Here is a 20,712-nt window from a genome sequence, read left to right as displayed (position 1 = left end):
GTGGCGAAGCGCACGAGCTTGCGCACGTCGGACTGCTTCACGCGACCATCGATGTAGTCCCACAGAACCTCACGCGGCGGGTAGGAGGAGATCGGCTTGCCGAAGTGCTCGTCGAAGGTGTAGTCCGCGAACTCGAGGACCTCCTTCGGGCCGTTCGACCACAGGTTGCGGTACATGCTGGAGTGGACCGGCTCACCGTACTGGTCGGTGCCGGTGCGCCAGCTGTAGTTCCACTGGCCGCCCCAGTCGTCCTGCTTCTCGAAGCACACCAGCTCCGGAATCTCCGCACCCTTCTTCTGGGCGGACTCAAAAGCCCTGAGCTGGGCGATTCCGCTCGGGCCAGCTCCGATGATTGCAATGCGCTGCTTGGTCAAGCATGCCTTTCCGGCCCTCCCGGGCCTCAACTCTTGCGTGGAGGGGCCGGGGCCCTGGTGGGGCCTCAGCCGCGCGGCACGCGCTCGTATTTCTCAGTTAGCTTGTCGACGGCGGCCGTTCGGCGGCGCACCTGCGCCGGCCGGGAGAAGCAGAGCGGGCCGTCGCACCCGGGACCTGCCGTGGCCGGGAGGCCTGCCGTGGTCAGGGTCTGCGACGGCCACCATTCATAGCGAAAAGCTCTGAACTGGGCCACACCCAAGACATAAGACTATCACATTATGTGCATTAATGCATATTTCCCTGGTGATAAGCCTGTTGAGGAGCGCTTTTCGACGCCCCGCTACCTCCTCTCCAGCGCCCCCTGCAGGGCGCGGCTCACGCCCCACTCGACCGGCCCCCGACGGAAGCGCAGGCGCCACAGGGAGGCGGCGACGAGGAAGCCGATGAGCTGCCACACGAACAGCTGCGGCCAGAACGGGTCGCTGTAGACCTCCATCGGTGGCGGTGACACGTAGCCCACGCCCGGGACGTACATCTCCCAGCCGGGGTCCGCCACCTCCGGGACCTCCTCGACCGGGAGGCTGACGAAGCTGCCCTTGACGATCGTCGTGATGATCACGTGGGTGACATACACGGTGAAGGACATCGAGCCCAGGGCCCGCAGCGGGTAGCTCAGCACCACCGCTGCCGGCACGCGGCACAGGAGCAGACACGCGGCGATGACGGCGAGCGCCACCCCCGTGGAACCGATCATGTCGAGCAGCCCGCCGGTGTGGGGCTCGGCGGTCAGGGCCGCCGCCCGGAAGCTGAGCTCCTCACGGGGGCCGATCCCGGTGGCCTCGACGACGATGAGGCTGAGGGCCAGGAGCAGCAGTCCCAGCGACAACAACCAGAGCTCCCGCCAGGCCGTGGCCCCGGTGTCCAGGGTCAGCCGGTGGACCAGCAGCCCGACCAGTGTGTACAGGAGCCACGCCGACAGCGGGTAGGAGCCGAAGAAGAGATCCGTGAAGGCCTCCGAGTGCCAGTCGACCTGCCACCTCTCCTGCGCGCCGAGCAGCAGCGGGCCGAGGACCAGCAGCCCGCCGAGCAGGACCGCGAGTGACCTGGTGGACCAGTGCACCACCGGGGCGAGCAGCAGGTAGGACGCACCGATCGCGATGAGCACCACCAGGATGCCCGCCTGCAGCGCATCCACCACCACCCCGATGACCACCAGGAGGATGCCGCGGACGAGGAGGGTCACGCGGACGTCGTGAAGCGTGGCCGCCCGGGAGGCGATGATCCCCATCGACACACCCGCGAGCACCGCGAAGAGGACGGAGGGGTGCCCGCGGGTGATGACGTTGGTGGGACCGATGTGCGCGATCATCATCCCGATGATCGCCAGCGCGCGGGCCAGGTCCAGTCCGTGGATGCGGGTCATTCATCCAGATTAAGCGACGACACCGCGGCGTACTCAGCGACCTCGGTGACGAAGGACTCGTCGTGGCACGTGAGCATGAGCGCGGTCCCGGCGCGCAGTTCCGCGGCGATCAACCGGTGCATGATCCCCCGCCCGCGGTGGTCGAGGCCGACGTCGGGTTCGTCGGCGAGCAGCACCGGCCGCCCCTGCGCGGCGACCGCCAGGAACTGCGCGAGCCGCAGGTCGGTGGCGCCCAGGTCGAGCGGATGGACGTCCGGATCGAGGCCGAGTTCCGCGTGGCGGGATCCGGTGAACTCCCCCACCGTCGATTCCACGACCTGGTCGGTGGGACGCTGCAGCAGGAGCGAGACGTCATGCTCGGAAGCGGCAGGAGCACCGTCGAGCCCCGCCAGCGCCCGCAGCAGCGTCGTCTTCCCGGAACCGTTCGCCCCGCGTAGCCACAGCACACCGCCGCGCGTCAGGGTCACCGGGACGGGCCCGACCCGGAACTGCGGGCCCGGCGTACGGAACTGCCACCACCGGCGTCGCCCACCGCCCCGCCGCCCGATCACCTCCCCCAGGTCGAGGCGCTCCCCGGGGGTCACCGGCATGGGGAGCTCGAGCGGGTCGGGAGGGAGGAAGGGGACGAGGTCGGTGCCGGCAAGAGTGAACACGTCGCCGGGCAGATCCTGCACCCGGTGCCCGACGATGAGCACCGCGGTGGCGGGGAACTCCCGGCACAGCGCGCGCAGACGGGCGGACGAGTCGGCGTCGAGGCCGGCGAAAGGGTCGTCGAGGACCAGCACGGGAGGCTCGAGCACCGCGACCGTCGCGATCGCCAGCCGACGTGTCTGGCCGCCGGACAACGTCGCGGGGTCGGCCTCCGGGTCGAGGTCGACGCGCGCGAGGATCGTGTCGACGCGCCGCTGCATCTCCTCTCGCTCCACGCCCCGCTGCTCCAGCCCGAACGCCACCTCCTCGGCGACGGTCGCGCGGAGGAACGTGACGTGCGCGAGGGCCTCCTGGCTGACCACCGGGTGCCCGAGGCTATGGGCCCAGCGGCTGAGCCCCTGCCCCGAGGCGCCGATGACCTGGGTGACCGTGCCCGGTACTAGATGCATGCGATCGCCCCCAGCGGGAGGAGGATGCGCAGCACGCGCTGGAGGGGACTGTCGGCGACGGGCCGCAGGACGGTCCGCGGGCCCGGGAGGTCGAGGCCCGCGGTCTCCAGGGCACGCGACTTCTCGACGTTCGCCGTGAGCAGGTGCGTCATCACCGGGACCGCCACCCGCGGGAGGGCGGTGCCCACGGTGATGCGGCGCCGGGAGAGGCGGTTGGCGTCGGTGACCGTCTCCACCACGCGCCGCCCCTGCGGCAGCAGCTGCAGCGCCGCGGAGACGATGTAGGCCACCTTCGGCCCCAGCCAGCTGACCTGCAGCGCCTTCGCCAGTTCCGGGACGGTGATGTACGCGGCCGCCGCCAGGAGGGCGGCCATGAGGGCGGTGAAGCGGAGGGTCAGTTCCCCGGCGGTGAGCAGGCCGTCACGGGTGAGCAGCGGGGCCAGCCGCTCGGTGCCGTAGGGGGCGTGGACGAGCAGCATGGACAGGGCCGTCGGCGCGGAGAGGACCGCGGTGGTGGCGGGCACGGAGAGGTTGCCCGTGCGCCAGGTACCCAGGATGAGGGCCACGGCGATGACCGCCAGGGAGAGTCGCCAGTCGTTGACGCCGAGCACCAGGATCCACGAACTCAACCCCGTGACCAGCGCGGTCAGGGGGTTGAGGCGGGCGTGCAGGGGGTGCATGGGAGGATTCTCCGGGAGGCGACGGTCGTCCCTTCAGGTCCTAGGCGGTGACGGGTGCCTCGGCGGGGTGCAGCTGACCGTCCTGAGGGCGGAAGGAATCGAGGGTCTTCTTCGGCAGCGCCTTGACCGTGGCGAAGACGACGGCCAGCACCGCCAGCTTGTCCAGCGGGTCAGAGATGATGGACTGCATGGTCACCGACGCCAGCAGGGAGTTCCCGAGCTCGCGGAACAGGGAGACGATCGCGCCCGTGCCGACACCGGCGGTGCCGCCGTAGACGAAGGCCGCGACGGGGGCCGCCAGCGCTCCGCAGATCAGGCCGATGAGCAGGCCGGAGAGGATGAGCAGCCAGAGCTTCCGGAAGGCCCCCTTCTCGATGGCCACGCCCGCCAGCCAGCCGGTCGCCGCCGCGACGGCTGCGAAGGGCAGGGCCGCCGGGTTGAGCAGGCCCCACACGACGGAGCTCAGCGTGCCGGTGGCCAGACCCACGACCGGGCCGGCCAGCGCGGCGACGAGCACGGTGCCCACGGAGTCGAGGTAGAAGGGGACGCCCACCGAGCCGGCGACCTGGCCGATGACGATGTTGAGCACCAGCGCCACCGGGATGACGCCGATGGTGCGGGCGGGCAGCGCGGGCAGCGTCGCTGCGAGCAGGAGCACCGCCCCGCCGAGGTAGCCACCCAGGGTGATGAGGGCCTCGGTCGAACCGCCGACCGAATCCCAGTCGGTGGGGCGGACCAGGACGAGGTAGAGCCAGGTGGCCGCGACGAGGGCGACGCCGGCGCCGATCATTCCGCGACGGAGGGGGCTGAGGGTGATCTGTGGCATGGGAGTTCCTTGCGTGGGCACGACAGAAGGGCCCTATGTCACCTCGGGCTCTGCTGATCTTAACGGATCACCCGGGCCAGCGTGCGGGCGGCCCGGCTCAGTTCGGCGTGGGCGGCGTCGATGTCGACGTCCGTGACCAGCCGGGCGTTGGCTGCCCGGTGCCAGTGTCCACGCAGGTCGGCGACGGAGGTGCCGCGCATGAGTTCGCTGTGCGCCTCGACGGCGACGGTGGTGGCGGTGTCCTCGTAGGGAACGGTGCCCAGTGCGATCATGCAGGTGAGCAGGTCGTGGATCTGGGCCTGGTAGCCCTCCCCCTGGGCCTCGTGGAACTCGAAGTAGAAGCGCAGGATGTCGGGGAGATGCTTCGCGACGTCACCCGGCCCCACCTCCCCCACCAGCCTCTCCAGGCGGGGCGGGTCGATGAGGAGACGTTCGGTGACGGCGAGGGAGCACAGGCGGATCTTCCCGGCGGGCGGGTGCGCGAAGACCCTCGCGGCCGCATGCGGGTCGACCCAGAAGTTCCACTCCGCGGTGGGTGTGGTGTTGCCCCGGTAGTTCACCGCCCCGCCCATGACCGTGACGTGCCGGAGGCGGGCGTAGTGCTCCGGGTGGGTGCGGCGGAAGGCGTCGAGGTTGCTCAGGGGTCCGGTGACGATGAGGTGCAGGTCCGGATGCTTGTTGACGACCCCCCGCCACAGCTCCGGCCACTCCCCGCTGTCGGGGGCGGCGGGGACGTCCAGGTACCCCAGGCCCGTCGGCCCGTGGGTCTCCGGGGTGGTCACCAGCGGGACCTCCGCCGGGGCGGGGCGGCCGGGGAGGACGGGCACGGGGACGTCGAGAAGCTCGAGGACCCACCGGGCGTTGCCCGCCGCCTGCGTGGCGGTGGTGTTGCCGGCGGTGGTGGTGACGCCGACCAGCTCGATCTCGCCGGCGTGGTGGAGCGCAGCGAGGTAGAGGAGGGCGAGGGTGTCGTCGATGCCGGGGTCACAGTCGATGAGGACGGGGATCATGCCCGTCGAGGTTAGTCCGCCCGGAAGCGGGAGACCGCGAACAGCCCGACCAGGAGCAGCCCCACCGGGACGAGCATCGCCGTGCCCATGGCGGTGCCGAAGCTGACGGCCCCCTCCCCCGTCTGCATCACGGCACCCAGCGCGGCGGCGCCGAGCACCGCGCCCACCTGGCGGGAGGTGTTGTAGACGCCGGAGCCCGCGCCGGTGAGGCTGACCGGCAGGTCCCGCATGGTGATCGCGGAGTTCGGCGACCACGCCAGCGCATTGGCCGCACCGAGCAGGAGGACCGGCAGCAGGAAGGCCGGCACGGGCGCCTCGAGGTGCATGAACAGGGCGAAGAGCACCATCGCGGAGATGAGCGTGACAAACCCCGCACGCGAGATCAGCCCCGGGGCCAGCCGGTCGGTGAGGCGGCCGGCGAAGGGTGCCAGGATCACCGAGAGCACGCCCATGGGCACGAGCATGAGACCCGCGACCTGCGGGGACAGCCCCGCCCCCTGCTGGAGGTAGAGCATGATCGGCAGGTTCACGGAGTAGACGGCGAAACCGAGGGTCGACACCGCGACAATGCCCAGGCGGAAGTTGTGGTGCGCGAACAGGGCGGGCGGGACGAGCGCGCCCTCCCCGGTGTGGCGCTGCCGCCACACGAACAGGGCGAAGGCCACGGCACCCACGAGGAACACACCCCAGATCCACGGCGCCCATGAGTACTCCGGTCCCTGCTGCAGCGCGAAGACCACGCCCAGCACCGCGATGAGGGAGACGAGGGCGGAGGGGATGTCGATACGCGCGACCGCCTGCGGGAGGCGCGGGACAAAGCGGTACACCATGAACAGGGACGCCAGGCCGAGCGGCACATAGAAGAGGAACACCGCACGCCAGCCGACGGTGCCCACCAGCATGCCGCCGATGACCGGGCCGAACAGTCCCGTGGAACCGGCGACCGCCGACCACACCCCCATGGCGGCGCCGCGGCGCTCACGCGGGAAGATCCGGTTGATGATGCTCAGCGGCTGCGGGTTGATGAGCGACCCACCCAGCCCCTGCACCGCGCGCAGGGCGATGAGCCACTCGATCGTCGGGGCGAAGGCACAGGCGAAGGCCGCGACCGTGAACAGGGCCATGCCCGTGAGGTACACGCGCCGTTGGCCGAAACGGTCGCCGAGACGGCCGGTGACCAGCAACGGGACGGCGAAGGTGAGCAGGTAGACGGCGGAGACCCAGACGACCTGGTTGAGGGAGGCGTCGAGGTCCCGTCGGATCTGCGGCAGCGCCACGGCCACGAGGGACTGATCGAGCAGCGTCATGAACAGGCCGACGCACAGGGCCGCGAGTGCGCGCCAGGACTGCTTCTCTGAAAGGGAGCCGGACATCGGGGACGGATTCACGCCGTTTCGGACAGTTGTGACTCAAGCTGGTCCGCATGCGCGGAGATGTGCCGCACATCGACCACCCGGATCCGCAGCGATTCCCAGTCACGGGTCGTGTTGTCGAACAGTTCCCGCTGTTGCGCGGTCTCCGGCCCCTCAATGACCGTGAGTACAGGGGTGTCCTCGGCGAGCGACCACCGTTCCCCCTGCGCGGAGACGAGAGTTCCACCGCCCCGCCGGAGCTGCTGCACGCGGTAGGTCCACGCATCGGCGCGGTCCAGCACTTCGCTGGAAGGTGGGACCGCGAACGAGAAGGCGCGGTTGATCTCCACCACGTCCTCCCCCACCACGGCCGCATCCAGACGGGACATCCGCCCGCCGAGAACCATCTGCGGTCGGACGAACAGGGCCTCCCGGAGGTGTTCCCTGCTCCGGTACTCCTGCAGGACGGACCTGCGCACCGCCGGTACGCCCTGCTGCGACCTCTCCGGCGCTCCATCCGAGATCCGGAGGGTGAACATGAGATCCGCCACCTCAGCCACGGAATCCCCCGCCGCGTAGCTCGGGGCGTCGATGCGGATGACATTGTGCATCTGCCGCTGCAGACGGGACAGATGCTCCGTCACAGTCGAACGGTGGTCCAGCTCCAGCTGGGATGACACACCCAGAGCCTCGAGCCGCCCACACAGCCCCGACAACCAGCTGCGGACGGATGCCCGGTTCGGGATGTGGGACCACACGCGGTCCTCCTTGGCCGCCATCCGGCACTCCACCACCCCGGACTCCGGGTCATGGGCGATGACGCCGACTCCGAACTCAGCGATGCGAAGTGCATCGGGGACGACACGGATCGTCCAGTACGTGACTCTCACCTGCGCCTCCCTGTTCTTCCGGTTGCCGCCAGTCTGTCCAGTTCCTGGACAGCATAGTTCCTGCGGCTGACAACATAGTCCAGCAACTGGTCAGCGGTCCGCGCGGGAACATTCCACTCCGGAGGCAGCAGGGCGTGTACGTCATCCAACTGTTCCCGGGTCAACGCGTTCACGGCCTCAACGGCTCTCTCCCAGTGTGGCAGCGGGATCACCGCGTCCAGTCCGGGCAGTTCGGGGCGCCCCTGCAGCTGATCGGGACGTGCCAGGGACCACGGGCGTTCGTGCGATCCGAACCAGAAACCGTGGTCCAGGGACCAGATGGAGAAGCTGTCCTCCAGGTCGTACATCATCTGGATGTCCTCGGCGTTGCACAGGAGCCAGGCGGCGATGAGGCGCGGGATGCGCTCGTAATTGTCGTCCCGGTCGACGTAGGTCAGCTCATCCGATTCGACTGCGGTGTGGACAGCGGCGGAACCGAAGTAGGGCCCGGGCTGCAGCCGGACCGTGGACCCGGGGACGGAGGTCGACACCAGTTCCGCGGGGACGTCGACAATGGCCCACTCGCGGCAGGGTGCCCCGACCGCCGCCGACACAACCGCTGCCACCACCTCGTTCACGACCTCCTCGATGCCGTGCGGGTTCGAGGGCTGTTTGCACCAGAACACCGACCCGTCGCTCATCACCCCTTTGAAGGGATGGGCTCCTGTGCGCGACAGTTCGACGGCCGCGGCCAGGGTCCGCCGCCGCTCCCGCAGCCGTCGGCGGCGATCCAGGTTCACCACTTCAGCCGGACCACACTGCTCTGACACGTCGTATCCTCCCCTACCCGACAACACCGCTCAGTGTGCCCCGGTTCCGTCGGTTCTGCATGCCGGGCGAGGGGACACCTAGGCGATCTTCTCCAGCTTCACACCGGGGCCGCCCTCGAGCGTCTCCCGGCCGAAGACCCACACCGCGGCGGCGGCCAGGCCGATGACGCCGCAGATGAGGAAGCCCAGCTCGAAGCCGTAGGTCTGCGCGACGGCACCGATGAAGATCGGGCCGACGATGGCGCCGAGGTCCTGGGACATCTGGAAGTTGGCCAGCACCTTGCCGCCCGAACGCTGGTTGCCGATCACATCCGCCAGCACCGCCTGCTGCGCCGGGTTGAGCATGCCCGCGCCGGCGCCCGAGAGTGCGGAGACGATGAGCAGCGGCCAGAAGCTGTCGGCGAATCCGATGGCGCCGGTGAACACGGCGTTGACGATGAGCCCGGAGATGACCAGCGGCTTGCGTCCGACGGTGTCGGCGAGGCGTCCGGAGAACTGCAGCGTCACGGCGTTGCCCAGGGCGAAGGCCGCCATGGCCAGGCCGGCGATGGCGCCGCCGTGCTCGAACACGGCGGCGGCGAAGAGCGGCAGCGTGGCCACGCGCACACCGAAGTTGACCCATCCGAAAGCGAAGCCGGAGACCAGCGCTGAACGGTAGGCGCTGTCGCGGACGGCCTCGCCGAAGCGCATCGGCGGCTGCATGTCCTTCTTCTTCCCCTCCCCTTCGCTCGCGCGGCGCGGCATCCGCCACCACACGACGAAGGCGGCCAGCGCCACCGAGGCGCCGTAGATGACGAAGGGGGCACGCATGCCCATCATCGACAACGCCGCGCCCACGACCGGGCCGATGACGTTGCCGACGAGGAAGGCCGTGCCGTACACCGCCGAGGCCCGGCCGCGGATCTCCGGGGGCGCGATCCGCACGATCAGGCCCATGGCGGAGACGGTGAACATCGTCGAGCCGATGCCGGCGATGCCGCGGAGCAGCAGGATGTGCCAGTACTCCTGGGCGGCGGCGACGAGCGCAGTGGTCACGGCCACGGTCATGAGACCGGTGAGGTAGACCTTGCGGGAACCGATGGTGTCGATGAGGCGGCCGGACATCGGCGCGAAGAGCAGCCGGGAGGCCGCGAAGATGGAGACGACGGCTCCGGCGGCGGCCATGGAGACGTCGAAGCTGACGGCGAACTGCGGGATGATCGGTGCGATGAGACCGTAGCCGAGGGCGATGATGAACGCCGCGGTGACGAGCACCCAGATCTCGGTGGGGATCTTCGGGCGCACCTGTTGTTGATCTGTCATATCACTGCTCAGGGTACCCCCTGCCCCTCCCCCGCACCGCCATCGCACACCTGTTCTACATATCGAACAGGTGTGTCATTCGACGGCCCTAGAGTGCGGGGCATGTCGATCAACCACCTGCACACCCCGTCCACCGTCGCCACCGGACTGCGTCGCCACGAGGCGGACACGCTGCGCGACATCCACTCGATCCTCCACCATCCCCGCTCCCTCGCCCGCCCGACCGCCACCTGGCGTCCACCGGGCAAGACACTGCCCGACGGCCTGCGGGTCACGGTCACCCGCCACCGCGTCGGAGAACGCGTCAAGGCCCGCGTCCTCGGTTTCGGCGAGGACCGCGAGCCCGCATACCTGGTCACCCTCCGCATCACCGACGCCCGCGGCGCCGTCGATCCGGTGCGGGCGGAGGGGTGGGTGCGGGCGCTCGTCGAGAATGCGCTTGTCGACGCCGTCCACGAGATCCCCAGCGGCAGCGCCGCCACCTACGTCTGGCTTGTCGACGCCGCGCACCACCCCGTCCACTCCCCCGCCTCACTGTTCGCGGGGTTCAGCGCCGCCGCGTGAGCCGGGATCTAGAGTGCCTCGAGGTAGCGGTAGATGACCTCGAAGGGAGGCGTGACGATCGAGTTCACGGAACCCGCGATGAAGGCCGAACGGGAGGGGCAGTAGAACGCGAAGGCACCGTGCACACCCGTGTGCCCGAGGATGAGCGGCGCCGGGACCAGCGGCGAGAGGATCTTCGGCAGGCCCATCGCCATCATGCCGTGGCCGTAGCGCAGCGGACGGTACTGGATCCGCCGCAGCTCCGGGTCCTGGATGTGCCCGTGGTCGAAGATCCGGCCGGTGTGGAAGGCCCGGATGAACACCAGCAGATCCAGGGCCGTCGAGATGACGCCGGAGGACCCCAGCGAACTCGACAGATACCGGGAGGACCACACCACGTGCTTGTCGGTGCGGACCTCCGCGTAGTCGTGCCGCCCCGGACGCACGAAGGTCGTGTGCTCCAGCTCCAGGGGCGTGATGATGTAGTGGTTCGCCAGCTCCTGGTACGTCATGCCCGTGGTGTGCTGGGCGACCTGGCTGAGCAGCTCCGCGTTGAGGTCCGAGTAGTGGGCACGGTTGCCCTGGCCGGGCGGGAACTTCGCGCCGTTGCGGGCGGCGGTCTCCATCTGCTCGTCGACGCTGACGACGCGGTCCCAGTCCACGATCTGGTCGATGACGTCACGGCCACCCGGGTCCTTCGTGTCCTCCCAGCTGGCCAGACCCGAGGTGTGGTCGATGAGGTGGCGGATGGTCAGCTCGGAACCGTAGTCCTGGTCGCGGATGACGTGCAGCCCGTCGAGCGAACCGGCTGGCACGCGGGACGCGATGAGGGTGTCGTAGCTGAGCTGCCCCTCGTCGATGAGGCGGAAGATGATGGCGTGCGTGAACAGCTTGGTCACCGAACCGCTGGCGAAACGCGAATTCGGGTCGAGCGGCCCGGTGGTGAAGACGTGCCGGAAGGAGCCGTCGGCACGCTCGATCGCCAGGGACACGTCGCCGAGTTTCGGCATCTCGGCGACCTTCTCGTCGACAGCCCGGAAACGTTCCTCGGTCGGCGGACGCTGGCGCATGCGGGTGATCCGCTCATGCACCAGCGACACCGGGAACTTCGAGGTCAACGCCACGACACACCACTCCTGCTCATTCCGACGGCCCTGTACACCCTGCGCATCTTAGCCGTCCCGGAGGAAAGCGCACGGCGGTCGATCAACGGGGCTCAGGCCTCGTCGTGATCGGCCTCGTCCACGTCATCCTCGTCGTCCCCGTCATAATCTTCGTCGTCTTCATCGTCTTCGTCGTCGAAGTCGTCATCATCGCCCTCGTCGGCACCGAAGAGGTCGTAGACGTCCGGCTCGTCGAACTCGTCCTCGTCGAAGGGCACCAGCTGCTCCTCCCAGTCCTCGGCCTGGTCGGCGGCGAGCGAGATGACGTCGAAAAGCCTGTCGAAGTCGGTGAACACGCCGAGGTCGAGGACCTCGTCGGTGGCCAGCTCCACCTCGGCGGTGAGGTCCGCGAACATGCGCTGGCGGTCCTCCTCGGTGAGCTGGGCGTCGCCGTCGGACTCCCACAGCTCGTCGATGGCCTGGTCGATGAGGTCCTCGAAGGACTCCCCGATGGCGACGAACTGGACGACCGCGGACGGCACGCCCTCGATCACCTCGACGAGGACCTGCAGCTCGGAGTTGTGGCCCACCTCCGCGCGGACGAGGTTGGCGTTGACGGCGTCCTGGTAGAACTCCAGGTCACCGATGCGCTCGTCGGTGCCCTCGAGCAGGTCCCGCAGCACGGTCACGACCTGGTCGGTGGCCACGTGGCGGGCGACGGTGGCGACCGCGTCCTCGACGGAGAAGACCACGGAGACCAGCACGGCCTCGAAGTTCTCGTCGTCCTCGTCGACGTCGGCGGCCGCGATGTAGACGTTGGCGGCGGGCATGTGGGGGTCGATCTCCACGAACTGGATCTCCAGGTCGGAGGTGATCGGGACGAACATGGTGTCGTCGTGGACGCGGGACTCGATGCCCTCGTCATCCAGGGCGGCGGCAATGTCCTCGAAGAAGCTCATGGTGGTGATATCCCTTCACGGTTGTTCTCTAGGCGACGACCGCCAACGGCAATCCCGGACCAGCCTAGCCGCGCGCACCCTGTCCTGCCCAGCGTTTCGCCGCCCGCGGAGAACGCCGCCGGAAAATCCGGAGGACTACCTCCCGAGCTCCGTGCTGATCATCAACCCCAGCTGCTCCAGCAGTTCGGGCACGCCGTTGCCCCACTCGGTCATGTCGTAGTCGGCCCAGGCGCGGCGCTGCCCGGCCTTGGGGTCGTACTCGACGCGCGCGGGGTCGTCGAAGACCATGGTGGCGCGGGCCGGGGTGGTCTCCGAGGGCGGCCCGTAGGCCGGCCACTCGACGCCCGGGCGGCCGTGGTGGATGAACTGGCCCCAGTGGTACTGCATGCGGTCGGTGAGTTCGGCCATGCCCTCCATGCCGCCGAAACGGGTGATGCCGGAGGTCCGGGAGGCACCCGGGTCACCGAAGATCGACGAGAGCTCGAGCGAGTGCATGGCACCCAGGCCCAGCCAGCGCAGGGCGGCCGGGGCGTAGTCGAAGCGGTACATCCACGTCGGGGCCTGCAGGTTGTGGTCGGTGGCGAGGCGGACGGAGGGGGCCCAGAAGAGTGCGTCGGCGAGCAGCTCCGCGAACTGGCCGCGTTCATAGGCGCCGGCGTAGGCGTCGAGGACGCGGTGTGCCTCGACGGAGTCGAAGGCGGAGAGCAGGCGCAGGGCCGCGCGGGAACGGGCCGAGTTCCGCATGTAGAAGAGTTTGGAGAAGCTCGTCTCATCCGAGTTCGTGCCCAGCAGCAGCGGCACCTTCGTCTGCCCGCCGTCCCGGAAGGCCTGCAGGGGGTGTTCGAGGAGGAGTGTGCCGTCGACGGTCGGCGCGTAGGTGGTGTTGAGGTGCATGAAGCCCTGGCCGCGCCACATCATCGACTGCCCTGCGCGCACCAGGTCGTGCGGGTGTTCGGCACGCAGGTCCCGCAGCGTCGCCTGGCGGGGCAGGGCCATCCGGTAGACGAGTTCGCGGGCCCACAGTTCAGACTGGGTGCGTGAGTGGACCATCGCCAGCGGCGGGGACTGGGCGATCGCGCGGTGGAAGAGCCCCTCGGCGGCGGGGACGGCCATGAGGGTGGCCACGGCCGAGCCACCGGCGGATTCACCCATGAGGGTCACCTGGGTGGGGTCTCCCCCGAACTGGGCGATGTTGGACTGCACCCACTGGAGGGCCAGCATCTGGTCGCGCACGGCGGGGTTGGCCACGCAGTCGTCGCCGATCGAGCGCAGGTCGAGGTAGCCGAGTGCGCCGAGGCGGAAGTTGACGGAGACGTACACGCAGTCGATGGCCGTGGAGAACTGGTAGCCGCGCAGCATCGGCTCGTGGGAGGAGCCCATGATGAAGGAGCCGCCGTGGAGGTAGACGACCACGGGCAGTTCATCGTCGGTGTCCGGGCGGACGACGTCGAGGTGGAGGCAGTTCTCCGCGCCGACGACCCGGTCGGTCCAGGAGTAGGTCGGCTGCGGGGCGACCGGGCCGAAGCGGGTGGCGTCGCGCACGCCCCGCCAGTGTCGGGGGCGACGGGGGGCGCGGAAGCGGTTGTCTCCTCCGGTGCTGGCCCCGAAGGGGATGCCGCGCCACGTCCGGATCCCCAGTTTCTGGTCCACCAACCCCCGTACCGCACCGGCTGTGGTGCGGACCTGCGGTCCCGGGGTGTCGAAGGATGTCATGATCACTACGGTAGTGAGCATGGTGAACTACGTCGACCGCGAAACGACTCTCTGCATCTCCCTGGCTGCGCGTCCCTCGAACCACGGCGTGCGCTTCCACAACTGGCTGTACGCCGAACTGGGGCTCAATTTCCTCTACAAGGCGGTCGCCCCGACGGACATCACGGCGGCGGTCGCCGGCATCCGCGGTCTGGACATCCGGGGTGCGGGTGTGTCGATGCCCTACAAGCAGGCCGTCATCCCGCTCATCGACGCCCTCGACCCCTCCGCTGCACGTATCAACGCGGTGAACACGATCGTCAACACCGACGGCGAGCTGGTCGGCTACAACACGGACTACGTCGCCGTCGCCTCGCTGCTGCGCTCCCACGGGGTCGATCCGTCGCTGCCGGTGGCGGTGCGGGGTTCGGGCGGCATGGCCAACGCGGTGGTTGCGGCGCTGGCGGACCACGGGATGTCCGGCACCGTCGTCGCCCGCAACGGGGAGACCGGCCCGGCCCTGGCGGAACAGTACGGCTGGGACTGGACCCCGGAGGAGGTGCCCGCCGACGCCCGCCTGCTGGTCAACGTCACCCCGCTGGGCATGACGGGGCTGGCCCCGGAGGCGCAGTCCTTCAGCGACGCGGAGATCGCGGCCTCCGACATCATCTTCGACGTCGTCGCGTACCCGGTGCGCACCCCGCTCATCGCGGCCGCGGAGCGTCTGGGGAAGCCGAGCATCAACGGCGGCGAGGTGGTGGCGCTGCAGGCGGCGGAGCAGTTCGCGCTGTACACCGGCGTGCGCCCCACCCCGGAGCAGGTCGAGGCAGCGGAGGCCTACGCCAACGACGGGCCCTGACACGGGAACAAACGGGCGTGACCCGGAGTTAGAGAATGTGCAATCAATTAGGATCGGACAATAAATAACCACCTGAAGGAGAACCCATGGCCCTCATCAAGTCCACCCCGCAGACCACGGAGGCCCCGGAGCAGGCCATCGTCGACGGCCTGGGTTCTGACCCCCGGGCTCTCGAGGCCGACGCCAGCCCCGCCGGCCGGGCGCTGATCCGGGCACTCGACAAGGCGGTGTCGGTCCAGTCCTCGGCGATCGAGAACTACGTCGACCGTCTGCGGCGGAAGAATCCGGGGGCGAGCCCGGCGGAGATCCAGGAGCTCGTCGACAAGCATTTCCTCCGGATCGCCACCGGCACCGGGGCAGGCGCCGGTGCCGCCGCCGCGATCCCGGGCGTCGGCTTCTTCATGGGGGCGGCCGCGATCGGCGCGGAGTCGCTCGTCTTCCTCGACGCCGCCGCCTGGTACACCCTGGCCAGCGCGCACCTGCGGGGCGTGGACATCTCGGAGAAGGAGCGCCGCAAGGCCCTCATCCTCGTCTCCCTGCTCGGCGCCAAGGGCACGGCGGTGGTGGATGCGTTCGTCGGGGACGTCGGCAAGTCCAAGGGGCTGCCGACCATGTCGACGATGGCGCGTTTCTCCGCGCCGAAGCTCGGCGAGGTCAACAACCGCCTCATCCGGATGGCGCTGAAGAACTTCTCCAAGCGTTTCCGCCGTGCATGGCTGGGCAAGCTCATGCCGCTGGGCATCGGCGCGATCGCGGGCACGGTGGCCAACCGCAAGCTCACCCGCGCGGTCATCGCGAACTCGCGGGAGTCGCTGGGCGTCGTCCCGGCCACCTTCGCGTCCCCGGTGGCTTAGTTGCGGCGGCATTCCGGGGTCAGGGAGCTTCTCGACGCCCTCCGTGCCCGCCGCGGCATCACCGCCGTCACCCTGGTGGCCACGGTCGCCGCGGTGCTGTTCGAGGTCGCCATCCCACTGCTGACCGGTTCGGCGGTCGACGTGGCCACCGGCGTCGGCGGGCAGGGCCCGACCGGCACCGACGCCTCCCTGCGGCAGATCATCATCGTCCTCATCGCCGTGGCGCTGGCCCGCTACCTGAGCCAGTTCCTGCGGCGCTACACGGCGGGACGGCTGTCCATCGACACCCAGCACACCCTGCGCGTGCGCATCCTCGACCGGCTGCAACGTCTCGACGGGCCGGGTCAGGACCGGATCGTCACCGGACAGGTCGTGTCGCGGTCGATCTCCGACCTCAACGCCACGCAGGGCCTGGTGGCGATGGGCCCGATGGCGATCGGCAACGTCGTGCAGCTGCTCATCACCGCCGGCGTCATGCTGTGGGTCTCCCCTCTGCTGACGGTCATCGCGCTGGCCTTCATGCCGCTCATCGTCGGCATCGCCGTGTGGTCGCGGCGCTCGATGTACGCCGCCACGTGGGTCGCCCAGCAGTCGGCCGCCGACCTGGCCACCCACGTCGAGCAGACCGTCACCGGCGTGCGCGTGGTCAAGGCCTTCGCGCAGGAGGACCGGGAGGTCGACCACCTCGACCATCTGGGGCGCACCCTCTTCGCCGCCAAGATGCGCGCCGCGAAGCTCATGGCCCGCTTCCAGCCGCTGCTGCAGAACCTGCCGCAGGTGGCCCTGGTGGTCAACATCCTCCTCGGCGGCTGGCTGGTCATGGAGGGCCGCATCACGGTGGGCACCTTCTTCGCCTTCTCCGTGTACCTGGCCACGATGACGCGCCTGGTGGGCATGCTCTCCGGGCTGCTGGTCACCTTCCAGATGGGTCTGGCGTCGCTGGACCGCATCGCCGAGGTCCTGGACATGACCCCGCAGGATCCCGACCCCGCCGACCCGCGGGACATCCCCGCCGGCCCCCTGGGCCTGCGCATCGACGACGTCACCTTCCACACCGGCGGCCACCGCGTGCTCGACGGCATGAACCTGGACATCGCCCCCGGCGAGACCCTCGCGCTCATCGGCCCCACCGGTTCCGGCAAGTCGATGGCCGTGCAGCTGGCCGGCGGCTTCTACCGACCCGACGGCGGCACCTTCGCGCTCACCGCCGGGGGCCGGGAGATCCCCTACGACACGATCACCCGCTCCGCCCTGCGGGAGGCGGTGACCGTCGTCTTCGACGAGGCGTTCCTCTACTCCTCCAGCATCCGCGACAACATCGCCATGGGCGTGGAGGCCACCGACGAGGAGATCCGCCACGCCGCCGGCCTCGCGCAGGCACTCGAGTTCATCGACCGGCTGCCCGAGGGACTCGACACCGTCGTCGGTGAACGCGGCCTCACGCTCTCCGGCGGCCAGCGCCAGCGCATCGCCCTCGCCCGCGCACTGTTCTCCCGCCCGCGCGTGCTCATCCTCGACGACGCCACCTCCGCCATCGACGCCGCCACCGAGGCCCGCATCCTCGACGGCCTGCGCACCGAACTTTCCGACGTCACCGTCCTCGCCGTCGCCCACCGCCAGTCCACGCTGGACCTGGCCGAGCGCGTCGCCATCATCGACGACGGCCGGATCATCGCCGTCGACACCGTCGCCGCACTCGCCGACGACCCCCGCTACCTGCGCATCATGGACCCCGAGCCGGTCCCCCTCCCCGACCGCACCAACATCCCCGAGCCCGCCCGCGAGGACCTGTGGCCGAGCGACGTCACCCACGTGCGCACCGAGCACATCTCCACCCAGCCCGGCGGTATGGGCCGGGGCATGGGCGGCGGCGGTGGCATGGGCGGGCGCGGCCTGGGCAACATCTCGGCGACGCCGGAGCTGCTGGCGCGCGTCGAGAAGCTGCCGCCCGCCACGGAACAGCCGGGGCTGGACTCCGCGCACCTGCGCGCCGACCGTTCCGCCTTCCGCGTGCGCGACCTGTTCCGGACGGTGCGCGGGCTGATCGTGGCGGTCATCGTGCTGCTCATCGTCGGCGTGCTCACCGACCTGGCCTTCCCCACCCTCATGCGCTGGGCCGTCGACCACGGCGTCGCACAGGGCGACATGGGCGCGTTGTGGCGCATCGCCGGCGGCGGCCTGGCCGTCGTCGCGGTGAGCTGGGCCGCGGCCACCGCGCTGGTGGTGCTCACCTCGCGCACCGGCGAGCGCCTGCTCTACGGGCTGCGGCTGCGCAGCTACGCGCACCTGCAGCGGCTGTCGATGAACTTCTACGAGACGACCCTCTCGGGCCGCATCATGACCCGCATGACCACCGACATCGACACGCTCAGCTCCTTCCTGCAGACCGGGCTGGCGCAGGCGATCGTGTCGGTGGGCACGCTGGTGGGCATCACCGGCATGCTCGCCTGGACCGACGCCGGGCTCTCGCTGGTGGCGGTCGCGGCGATCCCGCTCATCCTGGCGGTCACCCTCGTGTTCCGCCGGATCTCCTCGCGCCTGTACACCCGCGCCCGGGAGCAGGTCAGTGCCGTCAACGCCTCCTTCCAGGAGAACATCAACGGCCTGCGCACCGCCCAGATGCACGGCCGCACCCCGCTCGCCCTCGCCGAGTTCACCGCCGAGTCCGAGCGTTACCGACGCCTGCGCACCCACGCCCAGACCGCCGTCGCCGTCTACTTCCCCGGTGTCAACGCCATCTCGCAGATCACCACCGCCCTGGTCCTCGGCGTCGGGGCCGCCCGCGTCGCCGACGGTGACCTCACCGCCGGTGTGCTCGTGGCGTTCGTCATGTACCTGGCCCAGCTCTACGGGCCGATCCAGCAGCTCGGCCAGATCTTCGACTCCTGGCAGCAGGCCGCCGTCGGCTTCCGCCGCATCACCGACCTGCTCGCCGAGCGTCCCGCCGTCGCCGACACCGGCACCCGCACCGCGCACGCCGCCGCGGAGGCCGCCCGCGGCACCCTGGCCCTCGAGCACGTCGACTTCGCCTACTCCCCCGACGGTGCCCTCGTCGCCGAGGACCTCGACATCCGCATCGAACCCGGCACCACCGTCGCCCTCGTGGGGACGACGGGGGCGGGCAAGTCGACCGTCGTGAAGCTGCTCGCCCGTTTCTACGACCCCGTGCGCGGTCACGTCAGCGCGGACGGCACCGACATCCGCGAGTTCCCCCTCGCCGACTGGCGACGCCAGGTCGCCCAGGTCCCGCAGGAGGCGCACCTGTTCATGGGCACCGTCGCGGAGAACATCGCGTACGGGCGGCCGTCGGCAAGTGATGAAGACATTGAGGAGGCCGTGCGCCGCATCGGCGCACTCGACATCATCGCGGGCATCCCCGGGGGCTTCCGCCACACCATCGGCGAACGCGGCCGCGGCCTGTCCTCCGGCCAGCGTCAGCTCATCGCCCTGGCCCGCGCGGAGCTCCTGCGCCCCGACGTCATGCTTCTCGACGAAGCGACCGCCACCCTCGACCCGGCGACCGAGGCAGCCGTCCTCGACGCCTCCGCGCGGGTCACGCGGGGACGCACGTCCGTGGTGGTCGCGCACCGTCTGGCGACGGCCGCGCGGGCCGACAGAATCCTCGTGATGGATAAGGGACGTATCATCGAGGACGGATCCCACCCCGCACTGCTGGATCGTGAGGGTGTGTACGCCGGGCTCTGGCGTGCCCACCGCTAACGGGGGTGGAGATAAGCCCCCAGCAGTGCAGGGGGCAGGGTATCATCACGCTACCCTGTAGTGGACAATTATTGTTGGCAAGACGACTGCACCATGAAGCAAGGAAATGAGGCGAGCACCTGCCGTGAGCAGCGCAAGTACTTTCGGCCCGAATGAGTGGCTGGTAGACGAGATGTTCCAGCAGTTCCAGAAGGACCCCCAGTCCGTGGACAAGGAGTGGCGGGAGCTGTTTGAGAAGAACGGTGCCCCGCTGTCCGCTGAAACTACCGCAGCCCCCAAGCCGGCCTCCCAGCCGGTGTCGGTGCCCAGCGCGGGCCCGATCGGTTCCGACAAGAGCGAGGAGCGAAAGACCGTCGTGACGGAGCAGGCCAAGGCCGCACAGGCCACCACCCAGAAGGCAGCGCCGGCACCGGCGCGCCCGGCCCGCCGCAAGCCGGTCTCCCCCATCGACCGCGCCGCCAACACCCCGAAGCCGGAGGCCGGCTCCACGCCGCTGCGCGGCATGTTCCGGGCCATCGCGAAGAACATGGACGAGTCCCTCGAGGTCCCCACCGCGACCTCCGTGCGTGACATGCCGGTCAAGCTCATGTTCGAGAACCGCGCCATGGTCAACGACCACCTGGCACGTACCCGCGGCGGCAAGATCTCCTTCACCCACATCATCGGCTACGCCATGGTGAAGGCGATCATGGCCCACCCGGACATGAACGTCTCCTACGAGATCAAGGACGGCAAGCCGTCCGTCGTCGTCCCGGAGCACATCAACATCGGCCTCGCCATCGACCTCCCGCAGAAGGACGGCTCCCGCGCACTCGTGGTCGCCGCCATCAAGGAGACCGAGAACATGGCCTTCGATGAGTTCATCGAGGCCTACGAGGACATCGTCGACCGTTCCCGCGTCGGCAAGCTGAAGCTCGAGGACTACCAGGGTGTCACCGTCTCCCTGACCAACCCGGGCGGCATCGGCACCCGTCACTCCGTCCCGCGTCTGACCAAGGGCCAGGGCACCATCATCGGCGTCGGCTCCATGGACTACCCGGCCGAGTTCGCCGGCGCCTCCGAGGACCGCCTCGCCGAGCTGGGCGTGGGCAAGCTGGTCACCATCACCTCCACCTACGACCACCGCGTCATCCAGGGCGCGGAGTCCGGTGAGTTCCTGCGCACCATGTCGCAGCTGCTGGTCGACGACAAGTTCTGGGACCACATCTTCGACCG

At 69.6% G+C, this 20,712-nt stretch carries 17 protein-coding genes and 1 pseudogene; 5 read left to right on the top strand and 13 right to left on the bottom strand.

All coding sequences use genetic code 11. The features are described from left to right. The 10 genes and pseudogenes from GXZ33_RS09200 to GXZ33_RS09155 all read right to left on the bottom strand — a co-directional run. Nucleotides 1-374: pseudogene (locus GXZ33_RS09200) on the bottom strand (NAD(P)/FAD-dependent oxidoreductase); the annotation flags it as partial. Nucleotides 375-715: 341 nt separating this feature from the next. Further along, the gene (locus tag GXZ33_RS09195) at nt 716-1,798 is read right to left on the bottom strand and encodes an acyltransferase family protein (RefSeq protein WP_291340735.1); all 1,083 of its coding nucleotides are present in this window, start codon (nt 1,796-1,798) and stop codon (nt 716-718) included. After that, nucleotides 1,795-2,898, bottom strand: coding sequence for an ATP-binding cassette domain-containing protein (locus GXZ33_RS09190; protein ID WP_291340733.1), 1,104 nt, complete (start codon nt 2,896-2,898; stop codon nt 1,795-1,797). Before GXZ33_RS09190 ends, GXZ33_RS09195 begins: the two co-directional genes overlap by 4 nt. Beyond that, the gene (locus tag GXZ33_RS09185) at nt 2,889-3,578 is read right to left on the bottom strand and encodes an energy-coupling factor transporter transmembrane component T (protein ID WP_291340731.1); all 690 of its coding nucleotides are present in this window, start codon (nt 3,576-3,578) and stop codon (nt 2,889-2,891) included. The genes GXZ33_RS09190 and GXZ33_RS09185 overlap by 10 nt, the downstream gene beginning before the upstream one ends. A 40-nt stretch (nt 3,579-3,618) precedes the next feature. Further along, on the bottom strand, nt 3,619-4,404 hold the full coding sequence (locus GXZ33_RS09180; RefSeq protein WP_291340729.1) for an ECF transporter S component: 786 nt from the start codon (nt 4,402-4,404) through the stop codon (nt 3,619-3,621). Nucleotides 4,405-4,463: 59 nt separating this feature from the next. Further along, nucleotides 4,464-5,414 carry a nucleoside hydrolase gene (locus GXZ33_RS09175; protein ID WP_291340727.1) on the bottom strand — a complete coding sequence of 317 codons (951 nt, stop codon included), beginning with the start codon at nt 5,412-5,414 and terminating at the stop codon, nt 4,464-4,466. 11 nt (nt 5,415-5,425) lie between these two features. After that, nucleotides 5,426-6,787, bottom strand: a complete 1,362-nt coding sequence (locus GXZ33_RS09170) for a DHA2 family efflux MFS transporter permease subunit (protein ID WP_291340725.1) — start codon at nt 6,785-6,787, stop codon at nt 5,426-5,428. A gap of 11 nt (nt 6,788-6,798) precedes the next feature. Next, entirely contained in the window at nt 6,799-7,656 is an 858-nt protein-coding gene (locus tag GXZ33_RS09165; protein ID WP_291340723.1) for a DUF3037 domain-containing protein, read from the bottom strand. Further along, nucleotides 7,653-8,435 (bottom strand): HipA family kinase, encoded by a 783-nt coding sequence (locus GXZ33_RS09160; RefSeq protein ID WP_363237183.1) that lies wholly within the window; start codon nt 8,433-8,435, stop codon nt 7,653-7,655. Before GXZ33_RS09160 ends, GXZ33_RS09165 begins: the two co-directional genes overlap by 4 nt. 108 nt (nt 8,436-8,543) lie before the next feature. Then, nucleotides 8,544-9,767 carry an MFS transporter gene (locus GXZ33_RS09155; RefSeq protein ID WP_291340718.1) on the bottom strand — a complete coding sequence of 408 codons (1,224 nt, stop codon included), beginning with the start codon at nt 9,765-9,767 and terminating at the stop codon, nt 8,544-8,546. Between the two features lie 102 nt (nt 9,768-9,869). On the opposite strand from GXZ33_RS09155, the gene GXZ33_RS09150 reads away from it, so the two are divergent. Beyond that, nucleotides 9,870-10,331 (top strand): hypothetical protein, encoded by a 462-nt coding sequence (locus GXZ33_RS09150; RefSeq protein WP_291340716.1) that lies wholly within the window; start codon nt 9,870-9,872, stop codon nt 10,329-10,331. An 8-nt stretch (nt 10,332-10,339) separates the two neighbouring features. Here GXZ33_RS09150 and GXZ33_RS09145 read toward each other — a convergent pair whose 3' ends face one another. The 3 genes from GXZ33_RS09145 to GXZ33_RS09135 all read right to left on the bottom strand — a co-directional run bounded on the left by GXZ33_RS09145 (nt 10,340) and on the right by GXZ33_RS09135 (nt 14,085). Beyond that, complete coding sequence (locus tag GXZ33_RS09145; RefSeq protein ID WP_291340714.1) at nt 10,340-11,434, bottom strand: serine hydrolase domain-containing protein; 1,095 nt, start codon at nt 11,432-11,434, stop codon at nt 10,340-10,342. Nucleotides 11,435-11,526: 92 nt separating this feature from the next. Beyond that, complete coding sequence (locus GXZ33_RS09140; RefSeq protein WP_291340712.1) at nt 11,527-12,372, bottom strand: hypothetical protein; 846 nt, start codon at nt 12,370-12,372, stop codon at nt 11,527-11,529. 135 nt (nt 12,373-12,507) lie between these two features. Further along, the gene (locus tag GXZ33_RS09135; protein ID WP_291340711.1) at nt 12,508-14,085 is read right to left on the bottom strand and encodes a carboxylesterase/lipase family protein; all 1,578 of its coding nucleotides are present in this window, start codon (nt 14,083-14,085) and stop codon (nt 12,508-12,510) included. 19 nt (nt 14,086-14,104) lie between these two features. Here GXZ33_RS09135 and GXZ33_RS09130 point away from each other — a divergent pair, with 19 nt between their 5' ends. The 4 genes from GXZ33_RS09130 to GXZ33_RS09115 all read left to right on the top strand — a co-directional run. Beyond that, nucleotides 14,105-14,923, top strand: coding sequence for a shikimate 5-dehydrogenase (locus tag GXZ33_RS09130; protein ID WP_291340737.1), 819 nt, complete (start codon nt 14,105-14,107; stop codon nt 14,921-14,923). A gap of 86 nt (nt 14,924-15,009) precedes the next feature. Further along, nucleotides 15,010-15,777 carry a hypothetical protein gene (locus tag GXZ33_RS09125; RefSeq protein WP_291340709.1) on the top strand — a complete coding sequence of 256 codons (768 nt, stop codon included), beginning with the start codon at nt 15,010-15,012 and terminating at the stop codon, nt 15,775-15,777. After that, nucleotides 15,778-19,497 (top strand): ABC transporter ATP-binding protein, encoded by a 3,720-nt coding sequence (locus GXZ33_RS09120; protein ID WP_291340707.1) that lies wholly within the window; start codon nt 15,778-15,780, stop codon nt 19,495-19,497. A 124-nt stretch (nt 19,498-19,621) separates the two neighbouring features. Next, a partial coding sequence (locus GXZ33_RS09115) for a 2-oxo acid dehydrogenase subunit E2 (protein WP_291340736.1) occupies nt 19,622-20,712 on the top strand: 1,091 nt, incomplete at its 3' end.

Source organism: Corynebacterium sp., assembly GCF_012838985.1.
Lineage (GTDB): Bacteria > Actinomycetota > Actinomycetes > Mycobacteriales > Mycobacteriaceae > Corynebacterium.
This window is presented reverse-complemented; position numbering and strand designations above follow the sequence as displayed.

Coding starts and splice junctions, on each gene's coding strand:
- GXZ33_RS09170 (WP_291340725.1), bottom strand. CDS start 6,787: ATGTCCGGCTCCCTTTCAGAGAAGCAGTCCTGGCGCGCACTCGCGGCC.
- GXZ33_RS09185 (WP_291340731.1), bottom strand. CDS start 3,578: ATGCACCCCCTGCACGCCCGCCTCAACCCCCTGACCGCGCTGGTCACG.
- GXZ33_RS09195 (WP_291340735.1), bottom strand. CDS start 1,798: ATGACCCGCATCCACGGACTGGACCTGGCCCGCGCGCTGGCGATCATC.
- GXZ33_RS09180 (WP_291340729.1), bottom strand. CDS start 4,404: ATGCCACAGATCACCCTCAGCCCCCTCCGTCGCGGAATGATCGGCGCC.
- GXZ33_RS09155 (WP_291340718.1), bottom strand. CDS start 9,767: ATGACAGATCAACAACAGGTGCGCCCGAAGATCCCCACCGAGATCTGG.
- GXZ33_RS09140 (WP_291340712.1), bottom strand. CDS start 12,372: ATGAGCTTCTTCGAGGACATTGCCGCCGCCCTGGATGACGAGGGCATC.
- GXZ33_RS09190 (WP_291340733.1), bottom strand. CDS start 2,898: ATGCATCTAGTACCGGGCACGGTCACCCAGGTCATCGGCGCCTCGGGG.
- GXZ33_RS09135 (WP_291340711.1), bottom strand. CDS start 14,085: ATGACATCCTTCGACACCCCGGGACCGCAGGTCCGCACCACAGCCGGT.
- GXZ33_RS09150 (WP_291340716.1), top strand. CDS start 9,870: ATGTCGATCAACCACCTGCACACCCCGTCCACCGTCGCCACCGGACTG.
- GXZ33_RS09130 (WP_291340737.1), top strand. CDS start 14,105: ATGGTGAACTACGTCGACCGCGAAACGACTCTCTGCATCTCCCTGGCT.
- GXZ33_RS09125 (WP_291340709.1), top strand. CDS start 15,010: ATGGCCCTCATCAAGTCCACCCCGCAGACCACGGAGGCCCCGGAGCAG.
- GXZ33_RS09175 (WP_291340727.1), bottom strand. CDS start 5,414: ATGATCCCCGTCCTCATCGACTGTGACCCCGGCATCGACGACACCCTC.